The following is a 25650-nucleotide window of genomic DNA, read 5'->3' as shown; positions in this document are numbered from 1 at the left end:
GCGCCCGCCGGGGAAGGTCGACGCGCGGCCGTCAGCAGGTCTGCTTGCGCGGCAGGTCGGGGATGAACTCGCGCCATTCGTCGTCGGTGGGTTCGCGGCCGAGGGTGTCGCAGATGTGCTGGGCCACGCGTTCGGCGTCGGTGTCCCAGAACAGCACGGCGTCGTCCGCACCTGTCGAGACCAGTGTTCGGCCGTCGGGGCTGAAGGCCACGGCGTGCACGGGCTTCGTGTGGCCGGGCAGCCGGGCCACGACCGTCTGCTGCTTCACGTCCCACAGCGACACGGTGTGCTCACCGGTGGCGTAAGCGAGAGTCGCCCCGTCCGGGCTGAACGCCGCTCCGTTGAACACCGCGTCGACGTGCCCGGTGACGGTCGCACGGGGCGAGCCGGTCTCGGCGTCCCACAGGCGCACGGTCGAATCGGCGCTCGCGGTGGCCACCATCCGGTTGTCGGGGCTGAACACGGCGCTGCGGACCCACCCGCTGTGCCCGGACAGCCGGACGCGGGGTGTCCAGTCGGCGGTCTCCCACAGCACGACGCTGGAGTCGTGGCTGGTGGTGACGAGCGTCCGCCCGTCGGGGCTGAACGCCACCCCGTTGATCACACCGGTCTGGCTGGTCAGCACGGCCCGCTCGGCCCGGGAGGCGAGGTCCCGCACGATCGTCCGCTGGTCCGCGCCCGCGGTCACGAACGTGTGCCCGTCCGGGCTGAACGCCACGTCCAGCACGTCGCCGGTGTGCCCGCCCACGCGCGCGACCTCCCGCCCGCCCGGGACGTCCCACAGGGTCGTCGTGCCGTCCTGGTTCGCCGTGGCCAGCACGGTGTTGTCCGGGCTGAACGCCACGGCGTTGACCACCGACCGCTCGGTCAGCACCGCGCGCCGCGAGCGCGTGCCCGGGTCCCACAACGTGGTCCGGTTCCCGGCCGCTTCGGCGAGCACCGCGCCGTTCGGGCTGAACACCAGGTCGCCCGCACCGGTCGGCTCCGGCTCGGCCAACGGCGCGAGTTCGGTGTCCCACAGGATCACCGAGCCGCTTTCCCCCGCCGACGCGAGCACGGGGCCGCTGCCGAACGCCAGCGCGTAGACGCTGCCGGTGTGGCCGGTGAGCCGGGCGCGCGGACTGCCGTGCGCCACGTCCCACAGCCGCACGTCGGTGTCGTTGCCCGCACTGGCCAACAGGGTCCCGTCGGCGTTGAACGCGAGTGCGATCACCGATCCGGTGTGGCCGGTCAGCGTGGTGCGTCGCGTCCCGTCGGGCATGTTCCACAGCCTGATGGTGGAATCCCAGCCGGTGGATGCGAGTACCCGTCCGTCGGGGCTGAACGCCAGGTCCTTGACCACGTCGGTGTGGCCGACGAGGGTTCGCACGACGGTCGCCGACGCGATGTCCCAGAGCAACACGGTGTGCCCGCTGCCGGCGGTGGCCAGGAGTCCGTCCGGGCTGAACGCCAGCCCTTGCACTTCCCCGCCGTGGCCGGTGAGGTGGGCGAGCGGGGTGCGGCGGGCCACGTCCCACACGATGGCCTGGTCGTCCGCCGCTCCGGTGGCCAGCAGCCGTCCGTCCGGGCTGAACGCGATCTCTTTCACCTCCGCGCCGTGCCCGGACAACTCGGCGATGCGCACCCGGCTGGCGACGTGCCACAGCACGACCCGGTGGTCGTCGCCACCGCTGGCCATGACCGACCCGTCCGGGCTCATCGCCAGGGTGCGCAACGGGGTGCGGTGCTCGTCGAGCGACGCCGATTTCGCGCGCCTGCGCACGTCCCACACGCCGATCGTGCTGTCACCACTGGCCGTCACCAACGTCCGGCCGTCCGGCGTGAACGACATCTCCGACACCGCACCCCGATGTGCGGTGAACGCGCCCTGGTACGCGCTGCGGGCGGACATGCCGAGCAACGTGCTGCGCGCCTCGGCCGTGGGCGCGGTCCGGTACGCCTGCACGCTGAGCAGCATCGCCGTGTCCGGGCGGGACCCGGCCAGCGCCTGCGCCTGCGTGGCCACTTGACGGGACACCGCGGTCTGCCGTGCCGCCACCGCCTGCTGCCGCTGTTCGACGGCCACGAACGTGACCCCGGTGACGACGGCCAGCAACACCACCAACCCGAGGACCAGGATCCTCAGCTGGAGATCACGCCGCGCCCGGCTCCTGCGCTCACGGGCCTCCGCGTCCACCGAGGCGTCGAGGAAGGCACGCTCACGTGAGTTCAGCTGCTCCCGGTGTCCGTCACGGGCACCCCATTCCCGCACGATCTCCAACTGCGCGCCCCGGTACAACGCGCCCGGGTCCTCGCCGAGCACCTGCCAGGTCCGCGCGGCTTCGGTGAGCCGCCGGTGGGTGCGCAGGTCGTCGCGGTCGGCCGCCAGCCAGTGGTGCAACCGCGGCCACGCCGAGATCAGCGCCTCGTGCGTCAACTCCACCGTGTCCTGGTCCAAGGTCACCAGCCGTGCTCCCGCCAGCACGTCCAACGTCGCCCGGACCTCGGGGGCGTCGGCGTCCAACTCGTCGCGCGAAATCCGCCGCTTGGTGTCCTCCGTGCCCTCACCCAGGGCCGTCAACCTCAAGAACAGGCCACGCGCCAACCGCTGTCGCGGCGGCCCCAACTCGCCGTAGACCCGTTCGGCGGTCTGTGCCAAGGCTTCTTCGATGCCACCCACGGCGCGGTAGTCCGCCAGCGTGAGCACATCGTCGCGGCTGCGCCGCCACGTCTCCAGCAAAGCGTGCGACACCAACGGCAACGCCGCGGCCCGACCCGTCGCGCCGGCCACGATCGCCGCGACCAGTTCCCCCTCGACCGTGCACCCCGCTCGCGCGGCAGGCTCCACGACGACCTGGCGCAACTCCTCCGGAGTCATCGCCCCGACCAAGACCTGCGCGTCACCCATCGCCACGCGCAACTCCGGGAAGTCCGCGCAGTGCGCGAGGAAATCCGTCCGCAACCCGATCACCACCCGGGTCCCCGCGCGCACGGCCCGCATCAAGCCCGCCACGAACCGGCCCCGCTCCCCCACGTCGTGGCAGAGCGTGAACACCTCCTCGAACTGGTCGACCACCACGACCACATCGCGCTCATCGCCATGGCCCGCCAACGACTCCATCAACGCGGCAACGGGCTGCGCCCCCGGCGTCATCACCACGGCCGCCACGTCACGGGCGCCGTCCAGCCCCCGCGCCCGCAGGCGAGCCACCAACCCGGCCCTCAACAACGACGACTTGCCGACCCCCGAGGCACCCACCACCGCGAGGAACGCGGTTCTCCCCAGCCGGCCGACGACCTCGTCCACCAGCCCGGCCCGACCGAAGAACCGGTCGCTGTCCTCGACCCCCAACGACGCCAACCCCGAGTACGGGGCCTCGTGCACCTCACCGCCGTCCACGGCGACCTCACGCCACCGCCGCTCCCACTCGACGACATCCCCACCGCACGCGCGGACGAAACCGAGGACGACAGCCAACGTCGGCAACCGCCGCCCACCGGCGGCATCGGACAAGGTCGTCGAGGAGTAGTGCGCCCTCCGCGCCAACTCCCGGTAGCTGGGCGTCCCCGCCCGCGCACGCAACCGCCGCAGGTCCGCGGCGAACCGGACCAACTCGGAGTCCTCACCACCCAACGGGCGCTCGCCCTGGGGCATCACGACCTCCCTGGATCGCCGAACTCACCATCGTGGGCCGCCGCGCACCCAAGAACACGCGTCCCGCGACGTCGTCACCGCACCGGACCAATCAAGCGCCGACGAGCGTGGTGCCGACTGCGTGAGCCAGGGTCGAGACCTGCCGGGTCGTTGGCAGGTCTCGACTCCTGGTTCGCGTCAGGCGTGGAGAGAACGGGCGGTGATCAGGATTTCCACTCGCCGGTCATCTCGACGTAGTTCTCGCCACGGACGTTCTTGCCGTCGTACCTACCGGTGAACGCCGCCGCGGCCTCCAGGTAGCCGCCCCCGTCGGGGGTCTCGATCTCCTGGTCCGGGTTTCCGGTGACCCGCACGTCGAGTTCGGACCGCAGGGCGGGAATCCGGATGTGCCAACGGGTGGGGTAAGTCTGGCCGGTGGCCGGGCTGGTCCACTGGCGGGAGGCGCCCCGGGCGAGTGGTTCCACGTCCACCACTTCGTAGGAGCCGTCCGGGTGGAGAACCGTCGCCCAGCTGTTCTTGGTCCCGGTGCCCACCGTGTCCCAGATGGCGATCTTGTCCCCGTTGGGCATGGCGAGGTTCATCCACGTCCAGCGGACGAGGGAGGTGGGCATCTCGCCCCACTGCCGGTCCAGCCAGGAAGTTCCCTTGATCTGGTGCGTCTTGCCGTCCACGGCGAGCGTTCCGGACGTCCGCATCGCCGGGAGTGCGAACTCGTAGTTCGGCACGCCGTCGGCCAGAGCGAAGAAGCCGGTGGACGCGTAGTTCAGGGCAGGACCGGTGGGTGTCAACTGGACGTCGAGCGATCCCCAGGGCGTCTCGACCTGAACCGATTGGTGGACGACGTCACCCGACCAGCTCAGCCCCGGCGCTGTGATGTCCAGCTTGCCCGGGCTCCACCGGTAGTCCTCCGGCTCCACCATCACGGCGTGATCCCGGTACCACCCGGTGGTCTTGTTGATCACCGCGAGCGTCCAGCGGTACGCGGCCTCGCCCCTGTTCGGGAGGATGCGCGTGTGGACCTGCAGGCCGAACTCCTGGCCGTTCGCCCGCACCGAACTGGTGAAGTAGATGGAGTCGAACCAGGTCGGCTGGGGTCCCGGCGCGTGCCGGCCCAGGTCGACCGCGGGATCGACGAGAGCCGGGATCCCCGAGGTGGGCGCCGGGGTCGGGGTGGCTTGCGCGGACGATCCGATCGGCACGGCGAGTGCCGCGGTGGCAACCAGGGCCACCGCTCGGCGCCTGGCTTGGCTTGTGGACATGAGGGCTCTCCGTTACATCTGAGTGGACGAGGCGAGACGACGCCGTGGCGCGGGCATGGGTTTCCTTGGGGCGATCGTTGCGATGCCGCTCGCGCCCGTGCCGCGAAGCGCTCTCCGGATTGGTTTGCACTACGTACTAATTCGAGTTTGGTTGGCAGTGCAAACTATGTCAAGTAGGATCGCGGCATGGGATCCGACGACGCGCTTGAGGACGCTTTGGTCCGGACGTCCTTCCGGGTGATGGCCGTGCTCACCCGCATCGGCTCCGACCACGACCTGTCCCTCACCCAGTTGCGGGTGCTCGGCCTCCTGCGCGACCGCCGACCGCGCATGACCGAACTGGCGGCGTTCCTGGGGCTGGACAAGTCCACGATGACCGGTCTCGTCGAACGGGCCGAGCGGCGCGGTCTCGTGGCACGGGGCAAGTCACCGGAAGACCGCCGTGCGGTCGACGTCTTCATCACCCCGGCGGGACGTGAACTCGCGGAACGGGTGCAGGAGGAGGTCCGCGCGGCACTCGCGCCCTTCACCGACCGGCTGCGCGCGGACGACCGCCAACTGCTCACCCGCCTGCTCGACTCCGTTTCCGCCGCGGCGACGGCGAACCAGGCCACGAGGGGCACCTTGTCCGGGCCGACCGGGTGATCTCGAAGCGTCCTGCGATCCTGGCGCACCACGGACCGTTGCGAGCAGTTCCGCCGCGCGGCGACCGATCGGGGCGTTCCCAGCGACGGGAGGGGAAACCCGTTGCCGGTCCTCGCTTCCGTCGACTGCACCGCCCTCCCGCGGGTGGAAGGGCTTCCCCTGCCGGAGGATGGCTCGCTGCTCTTCTCCGTGCACCACGCGGTGGCACCGCCGCCGGGCCACGACAGCACGGCGTTCCTGCCCGAACACCCGCTTTCCGCGTGGGTCCCCGGCGTAGACCACCAGGTCTTCAGGCAGGCGCGGGAAACGTGCGGAGCCACAACTCGGTGCTATGACAGGATGATCCGTGTCCGGCCGGCAGGGGCTCGGTACCGGTGAGGCGGGAGGTGCCCGGTGACGCGGTTCTCCCCGCGGGTGGACGGGGATCTGCGTGCCGCGGGTTGGCGTCCCGGGCGGGCGGTGGACGTCGGTGGGTGGCGTCAGCAGCTGGAAGCCGGTGGCCTGGTTCGGATGCACCCGGCCGCCGAGGCGTTCCTGGCCGAGTTCGGCGGGTTGGACGTGCGGATCTCCGGTCCGGGTATCTCGTGCGCGCGTGAGCCGTTCGAACTGGACCCCGGACTCTGCGTCGGCGAGGAGGACCGCTTCGCCGAATGGGGCGCTGCCCTGGGTTGCGCCCTGTTCCCCCTCGGCGAACTCGACCTGGGTCGGTTCTTCCTCGGCATCTCGGAGATCGGCGAGGTCTTCCTCGTGGAGACCTGGGTGGCCTCGTTCGGAGTCGGGGACGCCGCGCTGGAGAGCCTCGTCCTCGGCGTGGCGCCGCGGGAACGCTGAGTCGCCCGGCCACCGGGGTCGCCACCGTTCGGCAGGCCGGAACCGATCACCTGCTCCGCGGCGCAGCCGGCGGGGGCGCGATCGCCGTGGTGGCGCTGCTCGGTCTGCCGGGGACACGCGGGGAGGAATTGCCGTGGTCCGCGCATCGGCTCGGCCATTCACCGTCGCGCCCATTACCCGACCAAGCCCATCCGCCGATCCGAATAGCCACGGCCGGGCAATACGTCGGAATGACCCGGCACTGGTCCGGGCCGACGTCGCCGGCCGGGCGGTCGGGTGCCGACGCTCCCACTGTTCGGCGCATGTGGCATTGTCGCCCCGACTGATACGGTCGAACCACCCGAGCCAGTGAATTCGGCATCCGCTTCGGAGCGGTAATCACGCAGTACGTTGTTGCGGAGGAAGTGTGCAGAAGAGATCGTTGATTCGCACCGGCGCCCGGTTATTGGTCTCCGTGGTCGCCGTCATGCTCGTCGCATCGGGATCACCGGCCACCGCCGCGGCGCCGGATGCGGCGGACGGGTCGAGCGCCGTCGCGTACCGAGGTTTCGACGCCCTCGCGACCGCCGAAGAGCGCAACGGCACGCTGTGGAAGCACCTCGGCCTGATCGGTGACCGGTACGTCATCTTCGACGACACGCACATCTACGAAGGCCCGGCGTCGATCGCGGGCAAGTGGCCGTTCCTGCCCAGCCGGTTCACCAGCAACCTGGACGCGGCGTCGGTGGTGCTGGAACGCGGTGTCTGGAAGTACATGTTCACCAAGGGCACGGAACGGGTGATCTTCTTCGACTGGGGCCTGGCCATCGCCCCGCAGCACTACCCGTCTGTCTGGCCCTTCCTCGGGCCGCAACTGTCCAACGGCATCAATGCCATCACGACCCACCTGGAAGGCAACAACCTGTGGGTCCACCTCACCGCGGCCGGTGAGTATTACGCCATCCACAACGACACCCAGGCACGCAGCGGGCCGACGCTCATCCGCACGCGCTGGCCGTTCCTGCCGCAGCACTTCACCAGCAACCTGGACGACGCGTCGTACACGATCGAACAGGGATATCCCAAGATCAGTTTCTACAAGGGCACGGAACGCATCATCTTCAACGACGTGCAAGTGATCGAACACGTCAACATCGTGCAGAAGTGGCCGTTCCTGGCGGGTTTCCTGGAGGGCTGACCGAGCCGAGCACACGGGCCCCGAATCAGGCGATTCGGGGCCCGCGCCGCGCCCCGCGCGCAGCAGCGACTCGACCGGTGGGGAGTCGGGCGCTCGGCACCGGACCAGACGTCGGTCTCCCGTGGTCGCGCGCACGGGGGCTCCCCCGTGCCGCAACGGTTCCCGTCATCGAGCCGGGCGGTTGAGTGTGACGGTGTGCTCGGCGACCGTGTCGTAGAAGGACAGGTAGCCCTTGATCGCGACGGCCTCCGGTGTCGGGTCGAGGTAGGCCCACGCCACGTCCACCCGCGGCTCGTCGCCGCCGATGTAGGTCCAGTACGAGGCGAATCCCTTGTACGGGCAGCCGGTGCGCGACCCGGTGCGCGAGAACAGGTCCAGGCGCACGTCCTCCGGCGGCAGGTAGTAGCGCGCCGGGATGCCGGTTTCGAACACCAGCACGGGACGGCTGGACTCGGCGACCACCCGGCCGTCGATGGTGACCCTGACGTGCCGCGTGCTGCGGATCGCGTCGACCCGGTGGAGGGGGTCGCGCGCGGTCGTGAAGACCTCCTCGTCCTCCTCGTACCAGTGGTCCAGGACGTCGTCGCGGCGGAACCACTCGAAGGCCACGTAGTCGGCCAACTCGTCTTCGGCGTAGGTCCACGCGGCGTTCGGCACCACCACGTCACCCACCACGAGGTCGTAGAACGCGTGCGCGCCGGGAGGCGGATCGGCGGCGGGGCGCAGCAGGTCCGCCCGGACCTCGTCCTTGGGGAACGCGTACAGCGGCGTGTAGCGGTCCGGGTCGCGGACCAGGACCGCGTGCGTGCTGTCGACGACGGTGACGTCGCCCTTCGTACCGCGAACCCAGCGCTCGGTGGGCTCCCAGCTCAGCTCGGTGTACTTCGGCAAGGTTATTCCTCTTCGACACGCCTTGGGGCACAACCGCTACCCTTGGGAAACGTTCTGTTACCGACCGCATTTTCTGCGATGGGTGGGGGCTGGGGAAGGAGGGACATCCATGTCCCAGGGGAACACCGGTGTGACCGACGAGGCCATTCACGACGTGGCGTGCCCGATCCGCGAGGTGATCGACCGCGTGGGCGGCAAGTGGAGCGTGCAGATCATCCTGGCGACCGCGCAGGGGCCGGTGCGGTTCACCGACCTGGAGCGCCGGATCGAGGGGATCAGCAGGCGGATGCTCACGCTGACCCTGCGCAACCTCGAACGGGACGGCCTGATCGTGCGCAAGGTGTACGCCACCGTCCCGCCCAAGGTCGAGTACACCGGCACGGAGATGTCGCGCGAGTTGCACGACCCGCTGGAGCGGCTGGCCGACTGGGCGCGGCGCAACCGGGGCAACATCTCCGCCGCCCGTGCCGAGTACGACCAGGCCAACAGCCGCGACGACTAGTCGGCCGTCGTGGACCAGGTCGGCTCGTCGAGCACCCGCACGACGGCGCAGCCGAACGTGAAGCCCGCGCCGATGCCGGCGAGCACGACGTGGTCGCCCTTCCTGGCCGCACCCGTCTCCAGCAGCCGCGTCAGGCCGGCCGCCTGGTCGCCCGCGCCGATGTGGCCGACGGTCCGGCCCCACGACCAGAGCGAGCGCGACTCCTCGACGCCGAAGTCGCGCCGCCGCAGGTCCCAGTCGACCACGCCGCGGCCGGCGTTGGGGAACACCCACCACGCGACGTCGCCGCTGTCGATCCGGGCGTCCTTCAACGCCGTCTGGATCGCCTCCTGCTGCTTGAGGTTGGCCGACTCGATGAGCTTCCAGATGTCGACGCCGTTCGCCAGGTACTCGGCGCGGCGGCGGCGCATGTCCACCGGGTGCCCGTCGTGCCCGTACGCGTCACCCCACGGCCGGTCGCCGCGGTAGAGGGCTTCGTGCGTGGTGTCGCTGAGCACCGCGGTGGACAGCAGGCGCGCCGTGCCGCCCGCCCGGCTGAGCACCAGGGCCGTCGCGCCGTCGCCGCGGGTGAGGCCCTTATCGGACCGGTAGCGGTCGAACGCGGGCAGGTCGTACTTGTCGGCGGTGGTGAGCAGCGCCGCGCTGGGCGCCTTGCGCGCGGACAGGAACGCCGCGGTCAGCTCCAGCGCGGCCAGCCCGCCGTTGGACGCCTGCTTGACCTCCACCGCCGAGGCGGAGCCGCCGACCGTGCGGGCCTGGATGTACTGGGCCGGGGACCAGTGGTCCAGGCCCTGGAAGCCGACGCTGGCGTGCACGATCAGGTCGAAGTGCACGGGGTCCACACCGGACCGCGCGAGGGCGCGCTCGGCCGCCGTCACGGCCATGTCCGCGGCGGAGATGTCGCCCGCGACGCGGACCGAGGCGAAGTCGTCCTCGGCCGCCTCCTCGGCGTCGTACCGACCGGCGGCGACGGCGTCCCGCACGTCTTCCTTCTCCCCCAGCCACACGGCGGCCGAGCTGACGTATACCTCGTCCCACTGCATTCGGGTTTCTCCTTAGCCGGAAGGCGGATCAGGCGGTGGCGCGCTCGGGTTTCCGGAGCACCAACGCGATGGCGGCGCTGACGAGGGTGGTGGCGACGGCGAACCAGCCGCCGACCCGCAGGCCGGCGACGCCGCCCGGGATGCCGGCGTTGACCAGCGCGACGAGGAGCGCGAGACCGACCGAGCCGCCGATCTGCCTGCTGGTGTTGGCCATCGCGGAGGCGACGCCCTGCTCCAGCGGCGCCACGCCGACGCCCGCCGCGGCGAACATCGGCGAGAACGCCAGTCCGCCGCCGAAGCCCCACAGCACCAGGCCGGGCAGCAACGCCCAGTACGAGCCGGTGGCGCTGAACGCCGCGACCGCGCCGAGCGTGCCGATCGCGGTGATCAGCAGGCCGACCGCGAGCGTGCGGCGGATGCCCCACCTGGTGAGCAGCCGGGCGGTGAGGCTCAACGCGACCACCATCGACACCAGCGTGGGCGGCAGGAACGCCAGGCCCGCGGCCAGCGGCGAGTAGCCGAGGACGTCCTGGAAGTAGGTGGTCAGCAGGTAGTACACGGCGGCGGTGGCGCCTTGGAAGGTGAACGCCACGCCCATGGACACGCCGAGCCCCCGCACCCGGAACAACCGCAGCGGCATCAGCGGCGTGCCGGTGCGCGACTCGACGACCAGGAACGCGGCCAGCAGCGCCAGGCCCGCCGCGAGGGCCCAGACGCCCTGCACCGAGAGCCAGCCCGCCTCGGGGCCGTTGACCAGACCGAACACCACGGCGGACGCGCCGAGCGTGGCGATGATCGCGCCCGGCAGGTCGAAACCGCCCTGGTCGCCCGGACGCGGCTGGTCGGGCGCGAACACCGAGGGCGCGGCGAAGGCGGCGAACAGGCCCAGCGGGACGTTGACGAAGAACACCCACTCCCAGCCCAGGTAGTTCGTGAGCACGCCACCCAGCAACGCGCCCGCCGAGAGCCCCGCGCTGCCCGCCGCGCCCCACGTGGCGAACGCGCGGTTGCGCTCGGGACCCTCGGTGAAGTTGGTGAAGATCAACCGCAGCGTGGCGGGGGTGAGCAACGCGCCACCGACGCCCTGCACCGCCCGGCCCGCGATGAGCACCCCGGGATCGGTGGCCAGACCGCCCACCAGTGAGGCGATCGCGTACAGCGCCGCGCCGATGACGAACATCCGACGGGTGCCCAACCGGTCCGCGGCCCGGCCGCCGAACAGCAGGAAACCGCCCAGCACCACCACGTACGCGCTCACGACCCATTGCAGCGACTGGATGCTGAAGCCGACGTGGCGGCCGATGTCCGGCAGCGCCACGTACACGATGTTGAAGTCCAGGGCGACGATGAACTGGGCCAGCGCCAGCAGACCGAGCCGCAGGCCGTAGGCCGACGGCGGGCGGGTTGTGGTGGGTGCAGCCACGGTGTGGACCCTCTTTCGACGGTGCGGGATGGGGCAATCACAGCGAGTTCCCCCGGGTGGGGGAAGAAGGCACTTCGCTGTCCCAGGGGAACACCGGTGTGTCAGCGCAGGTCAGCGAGCACGTGCCCGGCCGAGCGCACGCGGGTGGCGCTCGGCCGGGTGCCCCGTCAGCGCACGCCGCCCAGGGCGACCGGCAGTTCGGCCAGCGTGCGCATCGAGATGCCGGGCGCCCGAAGGGGTTCGGGCACCGCCAGCTCGACGTCGTGCCGGATCAGCGCCGCGAGGGTCACCTGGGCGGTCATCCGGCCGATCGGCGCGGCTACGCAGAAGTGGATGCCGTGGCCGAAGCCGAGGTTGCGCTTGGGCGGCCGGGTCAGGTCCAGGCGGTCCGGGTCGGTGTGCTCCTCGGGGTCGCGGTTGCCCGCGCCGAGGAGGAGGGCGAACTGGTCGCCGGGACCGACCGCCACGTCGCCGATCTCCGCCTCCTCCAACGCCGAGCGCACGACGAGCTGCATCGGCGCGTCGTACCGCACCAGCTCCTCGGTGGCGCCGGCCAGCTGCTCGGGGTGGGCACGCAGCCACGCGAGTTCGTCGGGGTGCCGCAGGATCGCCAGGATGACGTTGCCCATCATCGCGGCGGAGGCGTTGAAGCCCGCCGCGAGCAGGTTCATCAACGTCAGCTCCAGCTCCATCCGGGTCAGCCGGTCCCCTTCGGACTCGGCCAGGGCGAGCAGGCTGACCAGGTCGTCGCCGGGCTTCTCCCGACGGGCGGCGGCCAGCCCCGCGCCGGCGGCGGTGATCTGGTCGCGGGCGTCGTCACGCAGCTTCTTCTCCTCGGCGGAGAGGGTGAAGCCGGGGTCCAGGCCGCGACCGCTCTCCTTGGCCAGCGCGATGAACATCGAGTGGTACTCCACCGGGATGTCCATCAGCTCGCTGAGCACCATGCCGGGAAGCGGGCGCAGGACGGCGTCCATCAGGTCGACCACGCCGTCCACGGTTTTCTCGCGCGCGGCGGCCACGAGTTCGGCGGCGAACAGCTCGGTCTTGACCCGCAGGCGTTCCACCGTGCGCGGCGTGAACGCCTTGGACACCAGGCGGCGCACGCGGGTGTGGTCGGGCGGGTCCATGAACAGCAGCGGCCGGTGCGGCGCGCCGCCGTCGGGGTCGGGCACGAACTGGTCGGAGATGGCCGGGTCGTCGCCCCACCCGAAGCGGGGGTCGCTGAGCAGCTGCGAGCAGTGCCGGTGGCCCAGCACGGAGATCATGCCGCCGGGCATCCGGAAGAGCTGACCGCGCTCCGCGCGGATGCGTTGGTACACCGGGTAGGGGTCGGCCTGGTAGCCGGGGTCGAAGGGGTCGAACGGCAGGAGTCGCCGGACGGTGTCCAGGTCGACGGCGGTGCTGGTCATCGGTGGGTTCCCTCCTCCGCGCGCCGGGCCGCGACGGACCGGGCGAGCGCGGCGAACTCGGGTTGGTGGCCGGTGTCGAACCGCCGCCACAGGTCGGCGATGCGGTGCTCGGCGTCGGAGCAGTGGATGTCGGCCACGTCCTGGCTCGGGCCGCTGTCCGAAGAGGACGGTCCGGCGGTCGTGGCGAGCAGGGTCAGCACGCCCAGCAGCTCGCCCGCGATCTCGCCGAGCAGGGCGACCGGGTGCTGGCGCGCGTCAGGGGATCCGGACAGGTCGGCGCACGCCTCGGCGAACCGGCGCACGTGGCCGGCCGCGATCCGCAGGTGCACCCGGTTGGCCGCGGACAGGTCCCCTCCCCGGACGTCCTCGGCCGCCATCGCCGCGGTGGCGAACGCGTGCCCGTCGGCCAGGAACGCCGCCATGGCCGTGTGGTCGAGCCGGAAGTCGACGTTGCCCGCGATCCGCAGCCCGCGCGCGTCCCGCAGGGCGCGTTCGGTCGGGACCGGGTCCACGCCGCGCCGCCGCTTGCTGCGCACCGTCTCGACGCCCTCGCCGCCGAACAGGGAGACGGTGCGGTCGACGACGCGCCAGGCGGTGCGGGCGCACAGGTTCTTGAGCAGGGTGCGCTCGAAGTCACGGCCCTCGGCCAGCAGGCTCCACCGCGCCGCGCTGTCCAGCGCCGCCACGTCCGCGGCGTTGAGCGCCAGGATCTGCTGGACCTGTTCGTAGTCGAGGAGTTCGCGGCCGTCGACGCGGCGGCGCGTCACGAACGACCGGCTCCACTCCAGGCAGTCGCGGGCGATCGCGACGGCCGGCGCGGCGGTGAAGTACAGCATCCCGAGCAGGACGACCGGGCCGAACCCGGCCACCGGCATCCGCGGGTCGCCCTCGGCGCCGATGAGCACGCGGTCCGCCGGCACGTGCACGCCGTCGAACCGCAGCGCGCCGTTGGGCAACCCCCTGCTGCCGGCGAACTCCAGCCGCGAGGTCACCTCGAAGCCGGGGGCCGCGGTGTCGACGAAGCACACGCACAGCCGCCGCCGGTCGCCCTCGCCGTGCACCGCGGTGACCGCGAGGACTTCGGCGACGGTTCCGTTGCCGGTGAACAGCTTCTCGCCGTGCAGCAGGAAACCGCCCTCGGTCGAGGTCGCGGTCAGCTCGGGCCAGGTGTTGTTGCGGCCGGCCGGTTCGGTGACCGCGAACCCGGACAACGCACCCGCCCGCACCCGCTCGGCCAGGTGGTCGGCCAGCGGACCGGCGGGCAGGGCGGGCAGCAGCGCCGGGACGCCCACGCCGGACTGCACGGCGAGGAGCTGCCCGATCGCGACCGAGTCGCGACACGCCCGCTCGACCACCCGGAAGGCGTCGTAGGCCGACAGCTCCCGGCCACCGAGCGCGGAATCGTTGCGCAGGGCCAGGAACCCGCCCTCGCGCAACCGCGTGACGAGGTCCGCGGGCACCTCGCCGGTCTCGTCGACCTCCTCCGGCGACGCCGTCGCGAGCACTTCTCCCAGCGCCTCCAACGCCTCGTCGCCCGACTTGCGGTCGACCGGGTCGTGGACGGGGAAGTCCAGCAACCCCGCCCAGTCCACCCGACCCGAGGCGAAACCGGCCCGAAGGCCCGGCCCACTCCGTTCGCTGCTCACCACGATTCCCCCGGATTTCACACGTGCGGAAGCCACGCCGGACCACGCGGTCGGAAACAATCGGACCGCGGTGCCCAACGGGAGAGAAGACGGCCGCAAAAGCCCGTGTTCACCGGACTACGCGCCGGTGTTCGGGACTGATTTCAGGCTACGGCCGCACCAGGGGTGTTCCAACCCCGAGTCGACCCCTATTCCGGCAGCAGCTCCACCGGGACGTCCAGGGGGATGGTGTGCTTGTTGCTCGCTCCCCAGACCACCGGGCCCGCGGGCCGGATCTCCCGCACCCGGTCCAGCAGCGCTTCCAGCACCAGCGCGATCTCCAGCTTCCCGACCTCGTCGCCCAGGCAGAAGTGCGCGCCGTGGCCGAACGACAGGTGCGGGTTGGGGTCGCGGCGGATGTCGAAGGTGTCGGGGTCGGTGAAGACCGCCTCGTCGCGGTTGGCCGAGGGCCACCACAGCGTGACCTTCTGCCCCGCCCGGATGAGGTTGCCCCGCAACACGACGTCGCGGGTGGCGGTGCGCCGGTTGTAGGGGTTGGGCGGGTTCCACCGCAGGACTTCCTCGATCGCCGACGGCAGCAGCTCGCGGTGCTCGCGCAGCAGCCGCCACTGGTCGGGGTGCTCGGCGAACGCCCGCACCGCGCCCGCGATCGTGTTCCGGGGCTGTTCCAGCCCGGTGACCATCAGGACGTTCGCGTTGACCTCGCGCTCGGCGTCGGACAGCGGCGGCTGCCCCGGTGGCGGGTCGCCCGCGGCCAGGACGCTGCCCAGGTCGGGACCGGGCGCCGCGCGCTTGGCCGCGAGCAGCCCGCCGAAATACTCCCGCATGGCGCCGAAGATCTCCGCCGACTTCGCGTCCGCCTCGCCCGTGCGGCGGTTGAGGAACCCCAGCGCGTGGTGCGACCAGTCCCGCAACCGGCCCCAGTCGGCCTCCGGAACGCCCAGGAGCACGGCCATCGCCTGCACCGCGAACGGGTGCGACACGTCGTCGACGAAGTTCACCGGGCCCGCGCCGACGAACGGCGCGACCAGCTCATTGGCCATGGCACGCAGGTCACCGCGCAGGGCGGTCACGGCGCGGCCGGTGACCGACGGGGCGAGCAGCCGGCGGATCACGTCGTGCCGCGGGTCGTCCATCATCGCGATCATCACGCCGGGGATGACGCCCATCGGCAGGTCGTCCAGGTGGTTGCCACCGCCCGCCCGGCCCCCGCCGCCCTCGGCGGAGAACACCGGGTCGGCGGCCACCGCCGCGATGTCCTCGTGCCTGGTGAGCACCCAGAAGCTCTCGCCGTCCGCGCTGCGGCCGGGCGGGTGCCACAGCACCGGCGCGGCCACGCGCAATCGCGCGAAAAGCTCGTAGGGCGTCCCCTCCGCGAATCTCGTCTGGTCGGTCAGGTCGAACCCGCCGAGCACCGGCGGTAATCCGTCGACGATTTCCCTGGCGTTCACACCGCCCCCTCCCGGTTCGTACTCGAACGCTATTGAGCGGCAACCCCTAACGCCAACCCGGAACCATCCCCTATTCCGTCAGCCCGACCGCCAGGACCGCCGGTGTGCCGGCCCCAGCCGGTGACCGCGCTGTCGGACGGCGGTGCTCCGGGCCGAAGCCGGTCGCGCGGTGCCGGCGCAACGCCTTGATCCCGGTGGACGACCCCTCGTCCAGCACCAGCCCGATGCGCTCGTGCGGGGTGGGCTTCCCCTTGGCGTGCCGCGATCTTCAACGCGGCCGGCTCGGTCGGCCGTACGTGGACCCCGGTCATCGTGCTGCCAGGGCGTTCAGCGACTCCTCGACGTCGGCCAGCTCGGCGGGCCGGGTACCGCGGGCCGCGACGTAGTCGTCCGGCCGCAGCACCAGGAAACCGGCACGGCCGCGGGCCAGGTGGTGGTGCGCCACGCGGTCGGGCGCGCGGTCGGCGATCGCGGCGGCCAGCCGGGCGACCGCGCCGGCGGCGGGACCGGTGGTCACCAGCCGCAGCCGCGCCGGGTCGCGCCCGGCCGCGGCCACCACCCGGGCCGGCGCCCGCGTGCTCCGGCGGCGGCCGGTGCCCAGCAGCACGTCCGGGTAGTGGACGCGCCTGCCCGCGACCAGTGGCGCGAACCAGCGGCGCAGCAGCCCCGACGACTCCAGGGCGCTCCACGACGCGTTGCGGACCTTGGCCCCGAACGGGCCGAGGGTGAACATCCGGACGAACCGGCGGGTGATGCCGACGACCTGCTCCGCCGCCGTCCGGCGCTCGGCGTCGTAGGAGTCGAGGACGGCCGGGTCGAACCGGCCGTGGATGACGCCGGCGAGCCGCCACACCAGGTTGCGCACGTCCTGGAGGCCCAGGTTGAGCCCCTGGCCGCCGACCGCCGAGTGGGTGTGCGCGGCGTCGCCCAGGAGGAACCAGCGCTTGCCCTGGAACGCGGTGGCGATGCGCTCGTGACTGGTGAACTTGGCTATCCGGTCGACGCCGGTCAACCGCAGCCCACCGGGACCGCGTTCGTCCAGCAGCGCTTGAACGCCTTCCGGCGTCTCCGGGGTGGCGGCGGCGACGATGGCACCGATGCGGACCACGTCGTGCCGCATCGGCGCGAACACCAGGGAACCCGTGCGACCGAGGAAGTAGTGCACGGCGCCCTGCTCGTACTCGCCGTCGACCTCGCCTTCGGCGATGAGGAACGGCATCGGCACCTGCGCACCCGGGAACTCCACACCGAGCCGCTCGCGCACGGTGCTGTGCACGCCGTCCGCGCCGAGCAGCCAGTCCGCCTCGATCACCTCCGGCCCGTCCGGACCGGTCACCTCGACCTTGACGAACCCGTCCCCGGCCACCACGTCGGTGACCGCGGTGCCGCGTTCGACCCGGACGCCCAGCTCCGCCAGCGCGCCTTCCAGCAGCCCGTCGGTGGTCTCCTGGGGCAGCAGCAGCGGTTCGTTCTCGGCACCGACCGCGACGCGCAGCGTCGGCCCGCCGGCCAGGTGGTAGCTCATGGCGTGCACCCGCTGCCCGGCGGCCAACGCTTCGTCGAGCACGCCGAGGTCGTCGAGCACTTCCAGCGCGGGCGGCCACAGCTGGACCGCCCGGCTCCCCTTGCGTGGTTCGAGCGCGGACTCCACGACCCGCACCGAGACGCCGTGCCGCCGCAGCGCGCACGCCGCGGCGAGACCGCACGGACCCGCTCCGACCACCAGCACCTGTCGCACTGCTGCCTCCGTTCAGGGTTCGAGCCACCGCTCCACCGCGCGGGCGGCGTCGTCGGCGTGCTGTTCGATCAGGGAGAGGTGGGTGCTCGGCACCTCGACCGACACGTGGGGCAGGTCCCACCGCGCACCGTCGGTCGAGCGCACCAGCAGGGTCGGCGGCGCGTCCCCGCCGGGCGACCAGTCCGCCAGCAGCCGCAGGTAGTGGTCGGCGGCTGCGGTCCGCCGCCGGTCGGGTGGCGTCAGCTCGCCGAACGGCACCCGCTCCGGCGGCGGGCCGGACCGGTGGGTGTCGAGCAGGACGACGGCGTGCGGCGGTGCGCCGCCCGCCGCCAGCTCGCGGGCCACGGCGTGGGCGAGCAGGCCGCCCGAGGAGTAGCCGACGAGCGCGACCGGCCCGGCACCACGCACGATGCGCGCGATGTCGGCGACCAGCGACCCGAGGTCGGGCGGCAGTCGCTCGCCGGCCAGGTAGCCGGGCAGGGCGACCGCCGAGACGGTCCGCGTGCCCGCGAACCACGCGGCGAACCGGGCGAACTGGTGCGGCGCGGACGTGGCGAGCACCGTGGGCAGGCAGATCAGGGCGGGCGTCGCCGGTCCCGTCGCGAGCGGGACGAGCCGCGGTGCGTCCGAGCGCTCGGGAGGCGGCGGCGTCGAGCCCAGCGCCACCGCCAGCAGCCAGTCCGCCAGCCCCTCGGGTGTCCGGGTGTCCAGCACGATCCGCGCGGGCAGGCGGATGCCGGTGGTCGCGGCGAGTTGGTTGCGCAGCTCCACCACGGTCAACGAGTCCATGCCCAGCTCCAGGAAACCGCTTCCCGGCGGCACGGCGTCGATCCCGGAGTGGCCGAGCACGGCCGCGACCCGTCGCCGCACGACGTCCAGCACCCGCCGGCCGCGCTCGGCCTCGGGCAGGTCGGCGAGGCCGGCGAACGGGTCGGCCTCCTCGGCTTCCCGGTGCGGCGCGACGAGGTCGCGCACCAGCGGGCGGGCCCCGAACGCCCTGGTGTACGCGGGCCAGTCGACGTCGGCTACCAGCCCGCCGGTCACCTCCGGCAACGCCTTGAGCGCGGCGCTCGGCGGGATCGTGCCGAGGCCGCGGCGGGCCAGGCGGGCGCGGCGGTCCTCGTCGCCGTCGTCCCACACGCCCCAGGCGATCGACCTGGCGGGCAGGCCCAGGCCGATGCGGTGCTGCGCCAGCGCGTCGAGGTAGGCGTTGGCCGCCGCGAAGCCGCCGAGCCCCGGCCCCGCAGGCAGCACGGCGGCCACCGACGAGAAGAACACGAGTTCGGTGTCCGGGGCCAGGTCGTGCAGGTTGCGCGCCGCGACGACCTTGGCGCGCAGGATCTCGGCGAGCCGTTCCCCGGTGACGTCCTCCACCGGCCCTTCGCCACGCACCTCGGCGGTGTGCACGACGGCGGTGGGCCGGGTGCGGGCGAGCACCTCCGCCAGCTCGTCGCGGTCGGTCGCGTCGCAGACCACCGCCCGGACGCCCCGGTCGGCCAGCCAGCGCACGACGTGGTCGCCGTGCTCGCCGCCGGTCACGAGGACCGTGCCGCGCGGTGTCCAGGGCCGGTGCGCCGGGCGGCCACCACGCGCCAGCCGCTTGACGTACGTGCCGCTCTCGCGGATCGCCACCTGGTCCTCGTCGCCGGTCAACACGCGGACGAGGCGGGTGAGCACGCGGTCGTCCACCCTTCGCGGCAGGTCCACCACGCCGCCCCACAGGTGCGGGTGCTCGACGGCCACGGCGTGGCCCAGCCCCCAGACCTGCGCCTGCTCCGGGTCGTGCAGCGGGTCGGCGCCGCTCGTGGACACCGCGCCGCGGGTGATCGACCAGATCGGCGCGCTCACGCCCGCGTCGAGGAGGTCCCGGACCAGGGCGAGCGTCGCGCCGACGTCGGCGCGGGCGACCACACCGGAGATGCCCGGTCCGATGTCGCGGACGACGGTCGCGCCGTGCGCCTCCAGCGCGGGCACGACGTCCGCCGTGTCCTCCCCCACCACGAGCCACGTCCCGGTCAACGCGGGCACCGGCCCGTCGGCGACGGGACGCCACCGCACCCGGTAACGGCGCTCGTCGGCGGCCGACCGCTCACGCCGCCACGCGGCCAGCGCGGGCACCAGCTCCCCGACCACGAACGCGTCGACGCCGAGCATGTCGGCCAGGCCCGCCACGTCCTGCCGCTCCACGGCCGTCCAGAAGCCGTCCGCGGGTTCGGGTGCGCTCCGCTCGTGGTCCGGCCAGAAGCGCACGCGCTGGAAGGGGTACGTCGGCAGCGGCGCGGGACCGACCGCGGGCAGCGCGGTCGCCCAGTCCACCGGCACGCCGTGCGCCCACAGCTCGCCCGCCGACAGCCGGAACCGCTCCAGACCGCCCTCGCCGCGGCGCAGCGACCCGACCACGACGGGGTCGGCCCCGACCTCCTCGGCGATCTCCACGACCGGCGCGGTGAGCACGGGGTGGGCGCTGGCCTCGATGAACACGTCGTGGCCGTGGTCGAGCAGCGCGCGCACCACCGGCTCGAAGCCGACCGGCCGGCGGCAGTTCTCGTACCAGTAGTCGGCGGTCAGCTCGGAACCGTCCAGCACCTCGCCGGTGACCGTGGAGTACAGCGGCACGGCGCCGCGCACCGGGGAGACGAACGACAGCAGCTCGATCAGCCGTTCCCGCAGCGGTTCCACCTGGGGCGAGTGCGAGGCGACGGTGGCGGCGACGACCCGCGCGCGCACACCGGCGGCGACGCGGTCCGCGACGAACCGCTCCAGTTCGGCCGGCGGACCGGCGACCGTCACCGAGCGCGGCCCGTTGACACCGGCCACCGCCAACCCCTCGGGCAGGTCCAGTTCGTCGACCGGCGACGCCACCGACGCCACCGCGCCCCGGCCGACCAGCTCCTCGGCGAACAGCCGGGACCGCGTCACAATCAGCCGCGCGGCGTCCGCCACGGAGAGGGCGCCCGCGAAGCACGCCGCGGCCACCTCGCCCTGGGAGTGGCCCACGACCGCGTCCGGCACGACGCCGTGCGCGCGCCACAGCTCGGCCAGCGCCACGTGCACCGTGAACAGCACCGGCTGGACGACTTCGATCCGCTCCAGCGACACCTCGCCGCGCAACGCGCCCTCGACCGACCAGTCCACGTGCTCCTCGACGGCTTTGGCCACCTCGGCGAACCGCTCGCGGAACACCGGGGAGGACGCCAGCAGGTCCAGCGCCATGCCCGCCCACTGGGAACCCTGGCCGGGGAACACGAACACCGCCCGGTCGCGGTCGCGGGCCGTGCCGCGGACCACGTCCGCCGACGGCTCGCCCGCGGCCAGCGCCGCCAGCCCCGCCTCGCCGCGGACGACGGCGCGCTGCTCCAACGCCGCGCGGTGCACGGCCAGGGTGCGGGCGACGGCCGGCGTGGTACCCCGGCCGCGCAACCGGGCCGCCTGCTCGCGGAGCGCCGCCTCGCCACGCGCCGACAACAGCAGGGGCGTCGAACCGTCCACTTCGGACGCTTCCATCGGATCGACAGTGTCCACGTCGGACTCTTCGAGGATGACGTGCGCGTTGGTGCCGCTCATCCCGAACGCGGACACGGCCGCGCGCCGCGGGCGATCGCCGCGCGGCCACGCCACCGGTTCGGTCAACAGCGCCACCGCGCCGGCACTCCAGTCCACGTGGGGCGACGGCTCGTCGACGTGCAGCGTGCGCGGCAGCCTGCCGTGCCGCATCGCCTGCACGACCTTGATCACGCCCGCCACCCCGGCGGCCGCGAGGGTGTGCCCGAGGTTGGACTTCACCGACCCCAGCCACAGCGGCCGGTCGCGGTCCTGACCGTAGGTGGCGATCAGCGCCCGTGCCTCGATCGGGTCACCCAGGCTGGTGCCGGTGCCGTGCGCCTCCACGACGTCCACGTCGGCGGGCGTCAGCCGGGCCTGCTCCAGCGCCGCGCGGATCACCCGGCGCTGCGCGGGTCCGCTCGGCGCGGTCAGCCCGTTGGACGCGCCGTCCTGGTTGACCGCGCTGCCGCGGACGACGGCGAGCACCGGGTGGCCGTTGCGCCGCGCGTCGGACAGCCGTTCCACGACCAGCACGCCGACGCCCTCGCCGAACCCGGTGCCGTCGGCCCGCGCCGAGAACGCCTTGCAGCGCCCGTCCGCGGCGAGCCCGCGCTGGCGGCTGAAGTCCACGAACGGGTCTGGGGTGTTGAGCACGGTGACCCCGCCGACGAGCGCGAGCGACGTCTCACCGGCCCGCAGCGCCTGCCCGGCCAGGTGCAGCGCGGTCAACGACGACGAGCACGCCGTGTCGACGGTGATCGCGGGACCCTCCAGGCCGAAGGTGTAGGCGACCCGACCGGACAGCACGCTGCCCGCCGTGCCGGTGAGCCGGTACGGCTCGACGTCCGGCGGCGGCGTGGCCAAGAGCGCGGCGTAGTCCTCCGACGCGCAGCCCGCGTAGACGCCGGTGTCGGTGCCGCGCAGCGACAGGGGGTCGATGCCGGCGTCCTCCAGCGCCTCCCAGGCGGTTTCCAGGAACAGGCGCTGCTGCGGGTCCATGGCCAGCGCCTCGCGCGGTGAGATGCCGAAGAACCCCGCGTCGAAGTCGGCGACGTCGTGCAGGAAGCCGCCTTCGCGGGTGAAGCTCGCGCCCGGCTTCCCGGGTTCGGGGTCGTACAGGGCGTCGACGTCCCAGCCGCGGTCGTCGGGGAACGACGTGATCGCGTCCCGGCCCGCGTCGACCAGCTCCCACAGCTCGTCCGGCGTGCGGACGCCGCCGGGGAACCGGCAGGCCATGCCGACGATCGCGATCGGCTCGCCGGTCCGCCTGCGCAACTCCGCGGTGACCCGCTTGAGGTAGTCCCGCAGCTTCCGCTCGTCCGACGTCACAGCGCCCCCAGCTCGTTGTCGATCAACCGGAACAGGTCGTCGTCGGACGTGTCGTCCAGCCCGTCGGCCACGACCGGCGCCCGCACCGCTGCCACGTCGACCGACCCGTCGAGTTCGTCGCGCAGGAACCCGGCGATGGCGGCCGGGGTCGGGTGGTCGAACACGAGGGTCGCGGGCACCGCCAGGCCGGTGGCGGCGGCGAGGCGGTTGCCCAGCTTCACCGCCGCCAGCGAGTCGAAGCCGAGGTCCTTGAGCGTGTCGCGCGCCCGGACGGCGGACCGGTCGGGGTGGCCGAGGACCGCCGCGACCTCGTCGCGCACGAGGTCCAGCAGGACGCGGTCGCGGTCCGGCCCGCGCAGTGCCGCCGCCTCCGCCGGCTCGACCACGGCCTCCGGCTCCTCCCGTTCGACCACGACCTCCGGCGCGCCCAGCCAGTACCGCCGCCGCTGGAACGGGTACGTCGGCAGGTCGACCTTCCGGCCACCGGCCAGCAGGTCCGCCCACCGCACGTCGACGCCGTTCGCGTACGCCTCGGCCACGCCGAGCGCGAACGACCTCACCTCGTCGTGGCCCCGGCGGCGCACCGAGGTCGCCACGACGTCGGTGCGCCCCAGCCCGTCCTGGGCCATCGCGGCGAGCACCGCGTCCGGGCCCAGTTCCAGGAAGGTGACCACGCCCTCGTCGAGCAGCAGCCGGACGCCGTCGTGGAACCGCACCGCCTCGCGGGCGTGCCGCACCCAGTAGTCGGGCGAGGTCAGTTCCGCGGCCGTGGCCAGGCGGCCGGTCACCGCGGACACCACGGGCAACCGCGGCGGCGCGAACGCCTGCTTCGCCGCGACCCGGCCGAACTCGGCGAGCACCGGCTCGACCAGCGGCGAGTGGAACGCGTGGCTGACCCGCAGGCGCCTGGTCCGGCGTCCGCGCGCGGCCAGTTCGGCGGCGATCCGGTCCACCTCGCCGGCGGCGCCGGAGAACACCACCGAGGTCGGCCCGTTCACCGCCGCGATCGACACCAGCGGCGTGCCCGCCACCAGTTCGGCCACCTCGTCCTCGGGCGCGAGCACCGACACCATCGCCCCGCCCGCCGGGAGCGCGCCCATCAGCGTGCCGCGGGCCGCGACCAGCTCGCACGCGTCCGGCAGGGACAGCACCCCGGCCACGTGCGCGGCGACGATCTCGCCGACCGAGTGGCCGATCAGGTAGTCCGGCCGCACGCCCCAGGACTCGGCGAGCCGGAACGACGCGACCTCGAACGCGAACAACGCGGCCTGGGTGTAGCCGGTGCGGTCGAGCAGGTCGGGGTCGTCGCCGAACACCACGTCGCGCAGCGACCGGTCCAGGTGCGGGTCCAGGTGGGCGCACGCGGCGTCGAACGCCTCGGCGAAGACCGGGTGGGCGGCGTGCAGGTCGCGGCCCATCCCGGGCCGCTGGCTGCCCTGGCCGGTGAACAGCAGCGCGAGGCCGCCGTCCGCCCGCGTGCCGAGCACCGGGGCGGAGCCCTTGTCCGCCAACACCCCCAGCTGGGAGGCCAGCGAGTCGCGGTCGGTCGGGAAGAGCACCGCGCGGTGGTCCAGGGCGGCACGCGTGGTGGCCAGGGTGTGCGCCACGTCGAACGGCTCCAGCGTCGCCGCCGCCTCGCGCAGCCGCCCGGCCACCGCCCGCAGCGCGGCCGGCGACCGGGCCGACAGCACGACCGGGAGCACCGGGGGCGGGTCGGCCGCGGTCTGGTCGGCGACCGGCGGCGCCTGCTCCAGCACGACGTGCGCGTTGGTGCCGCTGATGCCGAACGACGACACCGCCGCCCGGCGCGGACGCCCGGTCCGCGGCCACGGCCGGGCCTCGGTCAGCAGCTCCACCGAGCCGGACTCCCAGTCGACGTACGGCGACGGCGCGTCCACGTGCAGGGTGCGCGGCGCCAATCCGTGCCGCATGGCCTCCACCACCTTGATCACCCCGGCCACCCCGGACGCGGCCTGCGCGTGCCCGAGGTTGGACTTGGCCGAGCCGAGCAGCAACGGCCGCTCCCGGTGCTGCCCGTAGGTGGCCAGCAGGGCCTGCGCCTCGATCGGGTCGCCCAGCCGGGTGCCGGTGCCGTGCGCCTCGACGAGGTCGACATCGGCCGCGGTGAGCCCCGCGTCGGCGATCGCGGCCCGGATGACGCGCTGCTGCGCCGGACCGCTGGGCGCGGTCAGGCCGGTGGACGCGCCGTCCTGGTTGACGGCGCTGCCCCGGATCACGCCCAGCACGCGGCGCCCGTTGCGTACAGCGTCCGACAGCCGTTCCACCAGAAGCACGCCGACGCCCTCGGACCAGCCCGTGCCGTCCGCGGCGGCGGCGAAGGACTTGCACCGGCCGTCACGGGCCAAGCCCCGCTGACGGCTGAACTCCACGAACGTGCCCGGCGTCGCCATCAGCGCGACACCGCCCGCCAGGGCCAGCGAGCACTCACCGCGCCGCAGCGACTGGACCGCCAGGTGCAACGCCACCAGCGACGACGAGCACGCGGTGTCCACGGTGATCGCCGGGCCGGTCAGCCCGAGGGTGTAGGCGACCCGACCGGACAGCACGCTCGCCTGGCTGCCGGTGAGCCGGTAACCGTCCACACCGGACTGCGGCACGTGCAGCGGTGGGCCGTAGTCGTGGTACATCGCACCGACGAACACACCGGTGGCGGTGCCGCGCAACGACGTCGGGTCGATGCCCGCGCGTTCCACGACCTCCCACGCGTGCTCCAGGACCAGCCGGTGCTGCGGGTCCATGGCCAACGCCTCGTTCGGCGAGATACCGAAGAACGCGGCGTCGAACTCGGCCGCCCCGTGCAGGAAACCGCCCTGCCGGGTGTAGGAGGTGCCGGGCCGCTCGGGGTCCGGGTCGAACAGGTGCGCCAGGTCCCAGCCGCGGTCGGTCGGGAAGTCCGAGATCGCGTCACGACCCTCGGCCACCAGCCGCCACAGGTCGTCGGGCGAGTCCACGCCGCCCGGGTAGCGGCAGCTCATCCCGATGATCGCGATCGGCTCGCCCCGGCCCGCTTCGAGTTCGGCGGTGCGCCGGCGCAACCGCGCGACCTCCTTGAGCGCGTCGCGCAGCGCGTCCACCACCGCCTCCGGTGTGCCGGCCATGCCTCGTCCC

The 25650-nt window shown here is 73.1% G+C and carries 14 protein-coding genes and 1 pseudogene; 4 read left to right on the top strand and 11 right to left on the bottom strand.

The features are described 5' to 3' along the window. Window positions 1–31: 31 nt before the first annotated feature. Window positions 32–3634, bottom strand: a complete 3603-nt coding sequence (locus KZQ38_RS30695) for an nSTAND1 domain-containing NTPase (RefSeq protein WP_219447022.1) — start codon at window positions 3632–3634, stop codon at window positions 32–34. A gap of 203 nt (window positions 3635–3837) precedes the next feature. Then, on the bottom strand, window positions 3838–4893 hold the full coding sequence (locus tag KZQ38_RS30690; protein WP_219447020.1) for a lipocalin-like domain-containing protein: 1056 nt from the start codon (window positions 4891–4893) through the stop codon (window positions 3838–3840). A 186-nt stretch (window positions 4894–5079) separates the two neighbouring features. Here KZQ38_RS30690 and KZQ38_RS30685 point away from each other — a divergent pair, with 186 nt between their 5' ends. From KZQ38_RS30685 to KZQ38_RS30675, 3 genes are all read left to right on the top strand, one after another. Further along, entirely contained in the window at window positions 5080–5538 is a 459-nt protein-coding gene (locus KZQ38_RS30685; protein WP_219447018.1) for a MarR family winged helix-turn-helix transcriptional regulator, read from the top strand. A gap of 393 nt (window positions 5539–5931) precedes the next feature. Further along, window positions 5932–6369, top strand: a complete 438-nt coding sequence (locus KZQ38_RS30680; protein ID WP_219447016.1) for an SUKH-3 domain-containing protein — start codon at window positions 5932–5934, stop codon at window positions 6367–6369. A 466-nt stretch (window positions 6370–6835) separates the two neighbouring features. Continuing rightward, on the top strand, window positions 6836–7546 hold the full coding sequence (locus tag KZQ38_RS30675) for a hypothetical protein (protein WP_219447014.1): 711 nt from the start codon (window positions 6836–6838) through the stop codon (window positions 7544–7546). 165 nt (window positions 7547–7711) lie between these two features. Here KZQ38_RS30675 and KZQ38_RS30670 read toward each other — a convergent pair whose 3' ends face one another. Beyond that, the gene (locus KZQ38_RS30670) at window positions 7712–8437 is read right to left on the bottom strand and encodes a DUF427 domain-containing protein (RefSeq protein WP_219447012.1); all 726 of its coding nucleotides are present in this window, start codon (window positions 8435–8437) and stop codon (window positions 7712–7714) included. 109 nt (window positions 8438–8546) lie between these two features. Between KZQ38_RS30670 and KZQ38_RS30665 the strand changes: the two genes are divergently transcribed. Beyond that, on the top strand, window positions 8547–8939 hold the full coding sequence (locus KZQ38_RS30665) for a winged helix-turn-helix transcriptional regulator (RefSeq protein ID WP_219447010.1): 393 nt from the start codon (window positions 8547–8549) through the stop codon (window positions 8937–8939). Here the strand turns inward: KZQ38_RS30665 and KZQ38_RS30660 are convergent. The 8 genes and pseudogenes from KZQ38_RS30660 to KZQ38_RS37615 form a co-directional block, all read right to left on the bottom strand. Further along, entirely contained in the window at window positions 8936–9982 is a 1047-nt protein-coding gene (locus KZQ38_RS30660) for a ketoacyl-ACP synthase III family protein (protein ID WP_219447008.1), read from the bottom strand. The genes KZQ38_RS30665 and KZQ38_RS30660 overlap by 4 nt on opposite strands. Window positions 9983–10010: 28 nt before the next feature. Next, window positions 10011–11405 (bottom strand): MFS transporter, encoded by a 1395-nt coding sequence (locus tag KZQ38_RS30655; protein WP_219447006.1) that lies wholly within the window; start codon window positions 11403–11405, stop codon window positions 10011–10013. A 167-nt stretch (window positions 11406–11572) separates the two neighbouring features. Continuing rightward, window positions 11573–12814, bottom strand: a complete 1242-nt coding sequence (locus KZQ38_RS30650; RefSeq protein ID WP_219447004.1) for a cytochrome P450 — start codon at window positions 12812–12814, stop codon at window positions 11573–11575. Then, window positions 12811–14460: an acyl-CoA dehydrogenase family protein gene (locus KZQ38_RS30645; protein WP_219447002.1), complete on the bottom strand. Its 1650-nt coding sequence runs from the start codon at window positions 14458–14460 to the stop codon at window positions 12811–12813. The genes KZQ38_RS30650 and KZQ38_RS30645 overlap by 4 nt, the downstream gene beginning before the upstream one ends. A gap of 188 nt (window positions 14461–14648) precedes the next feature. Continuing rightward, a complete protein-coding gene (locus KZQ38_RS30640; protein WP_308258678.1) occupies window positions 14649–15911 on the bottom strand; it encodes a cytochrome P450 in 1263 nt (420 codons plus the stop codon). A 307-nt stretch (window positions 15912–16218) separates the two neighbouring features. After that, a complete protein-coding gene (locus KZQ38_RS30635) occupies window positions 16219–17649 on the bottom strand; it encodes an FAD-dependent monooxygenase (protein ID WP_219447000.1) in 1431 nt (476 codons plus the stop codon). 12 nt (window positions 17650–17661) lie between these two features. Further along, window positions 17662–22497 (bottom strand): annotated as a pseudogene (locus KZQ38_RS37620) (beta-ketoacyl synthase N-terminal-like domain-containing protein); the annotation flags it as partial. A 20-nt stretch (window positions 22498–22517) separates the two neighbouring features. Continuing rightward, window positions 22518–25616, bottom strand: coding sequence for a type I polyketide synthase (locus tag KZQ38_RS37615; protein WP_443706247.1), 3099 nt, complete (start codon window positions 25614–25616; stop codon window positions 22518–22520). Window positions 25617–25650: the final 34 nt, after the last annotated feature.

The sequence above is a fragment of the Saccharothrix obliqua genome (assembly GCF_019375475.1).
Lineage (GTDB): Bacteria > Actinomycetota > Actinomycetes > Mycobacteriales > Pseudonocardiaceae > Actinosynnema > Actinosynnema obliqua.
Note: the sequence above shows the minus strand (reverse complement) of the source record. Positions and strands in the feature narration are given on the sequence as shown.

Excerpts from the sequence above, each read along its gene's own strand:
- KZQ38_RS30660 (WP_219447008.1), bottom strand. The coding sequence starts at position 9,982 with ATGCAGTGGGACGAGGTATACGTCAGCTCGGCCGCCGTGTGGCTGGGG.
- KZQ38_RS30665 (WP_219447010.1), top strand. The coding sequence starts at position 8,547 with ATGTCCCAGGGGAACACCGGTGTGACCGACGAGGCCATTCACGACGTG.
- KZQ38_RS30685 (WP_219447018.1), top strand. The coding sequence starts at position 5,080 with ATGGGATCCGACGACGCGCTTGAGGACGCTTTGGTCCGGACGTCCTTC.
- KZQ38_RS30690 (WP_219447020.1), bottom strand. The coding sequence starts at position 4,893 with ATGTCCACAAGCCAAGCCAGGCGCCGAGCGGTGGCCCTGGTTGCCACC.
- KZQ38_RS30650 (WP_219447004.1), bottom strand. The coding sequence starts at position 12,814 with ATGACCAGCACCGCCGTCGACCTGGACACCGTCCGGCGACTCCTGCCG.
- KZQ38_RS30675 (WP_219447014.1), top strand. The coding sequence starts at position 6,836 with ATGCTCGTCGCATCGGGATCACCGGCCACCGCCGCGGCGCCGGATGCG.
- KZQ38_RS30695 (WP_219447022.1), bottom strand. The coding sequence starts at position 3,634 with ATGCCCCAGGGCGAGCGCCCGTTGGGTGGTGAGGACTCCGAGTTGGTC.